Below are 1,300 nucleotides of genomic sequence, written 5' to 3'. Positions count from 1 at the left end.
ATGCCCGCTCAGTCATGGAAAAAACCTTGATCCCGATGCGGGGGTACATTGGACTGTGGGCAGGAAGTATTGGCAGATTATAAGGGATAACTGGCCGGCATATGATAAAAAGCTTACCCCCACCAATACAATGGGTGCGGTGGCTGAAATGTTTCGCCTGTGGGAAGGCACTGTCAGAAGCGATCATCCGGCAAGATCGGTTGCGGCATGGGGAAAGAATGCCCTGTATTTAACAAAAAATCATGACCTGTCAGACATTTTAGGCAAGGCTTCACCGGTGGGGAGACTGTATGAACTTGACGGAAAGGTGCTTTTAATAGGTGTGGGCTATGATAAGAACACCTCACTTCATCTGGCGGATACTGTTGCAAATTATGGAGGGAAGCATAATGTGACTGAGCACAGTGCGGTCATGGAAGAGGGTAAAAGGGTGTGGAAAGCCTATGAAACTTTGTATGTGTGAACGGAGAGGACTTTAATGAAATCGGAGAGGCCTTTGAAAGGGAGAGAGATGTAAAAAAAGTTAAATTGGGAAATTGTGAAATTAGATTAATGAGGCAAAGGGATTTGGTGGACTTTGCAAAGAAATGGATTGAAGAAAACAGAAGATGATAAAGTCTTTATAGAAAATATAAATTTTAACAGCCGATGGCTGAAGAAGGGATAAAGTACAATGATTGAGAAAAAGATATTGGTAACATATTTTACTGCCAGTGAGGGCAGGGTTACAGAGAGGGTGGCAAAAAATCTGGCGGCTGCCGTAAGTGGAGATATTTTTGAAATAGCGGCCAAGGACAGGTATACAAAGGCGGATATAAACTGGGTAAATCCACTGTCCCGTTGTAATAAGGAAAAGCTTGGAAAAAAGGATGTGGAAATCGCCGGTAAATTGCAAAATATACAGGACTATGATTTGATTTTAATAGGTTTTCCGGTGTGGTACGGAGGAGCCCCCAATATTATAAATACATTTTTAAAGGGATATGACTTTTCCGGCAAAAAGATTGCCCTGTTTGCCACATCAGGAGGCGGAGGAATGGGAAGAAGTAAGGAGAAGCTGCAGTCACTTTTACCGAATGCAAGGATAATGGGTGCGAAGCTTTTTAAGATAAAGGCAGGCTCTGATGAGATGAGAGCCTGGGTGGAGGAAATGCAGTAAAATCCTAAATTAGTATATTGTGCAATCCATAGACTGTATGATAGAATAATCGTGTTAATAAAATATTCAACCTAAAAAAATAAAAAAGATAGGATATGATAGATAAAATAAAGAAAAAAGTTATCTTTAGAGTAGGCTTTA

General features: G+C 40.9%; 3 protein-coding genes. All 3 read left to right on the top strand.

The window, feature by feature from the left end; translation table 11 throughout:
* A partial coding sequence (locus tag HMPREF0381_RS14140) for an aminoglycoside N(3)-acetyltransferase (protein ID WP_278244443.1) occupies positions 1-463 on the top strand: 463 nt, incomplete at its 5' end.
* On the top strand, positions 460-612 hold the full coding sequence (locus HMPREF0381_RS15640) for an AAC(3) family N-acetyltransferase (RefSeq protein WP_008752691.1): 153 nt from the start codon (positions 460-462) through the stop codon (positions 610-612). The genes HMPREF0381_RS14140 and HMPREF0381_RS15640, both read left to right, overlap by 4 nt.
* Before the next feature lie 61 nt (positions 613-673).
* Complete coding sequence (locus tag HMPREF0381_RS14135; protein WP_008752690.1) at positions 674-1,159, top strand: flavodoxin; 486 nt, start codon at positions 674-676, stop codon at positions 1,157-1,159.
* The last annotated feature ends 141 nt before the right edge of the window (positions 1,160-1,300 follow it).

The sequence above is a fragment of the Lachnoanaerobaculum saburreum DSM 3986 genome, assembly GCF_000185385.1.
Lineage (GTDB): Bacteria > Bacillota > Clostridia > Lachnospirales > Lachnospiraceae > Lachnoanaerobaculum > Lachnoanaerobaculum saburreum.
Note: the sequence above shows the minus strand (reverse complement) of the source record. Positions and strands in the feature narration are given on the sequence as shown.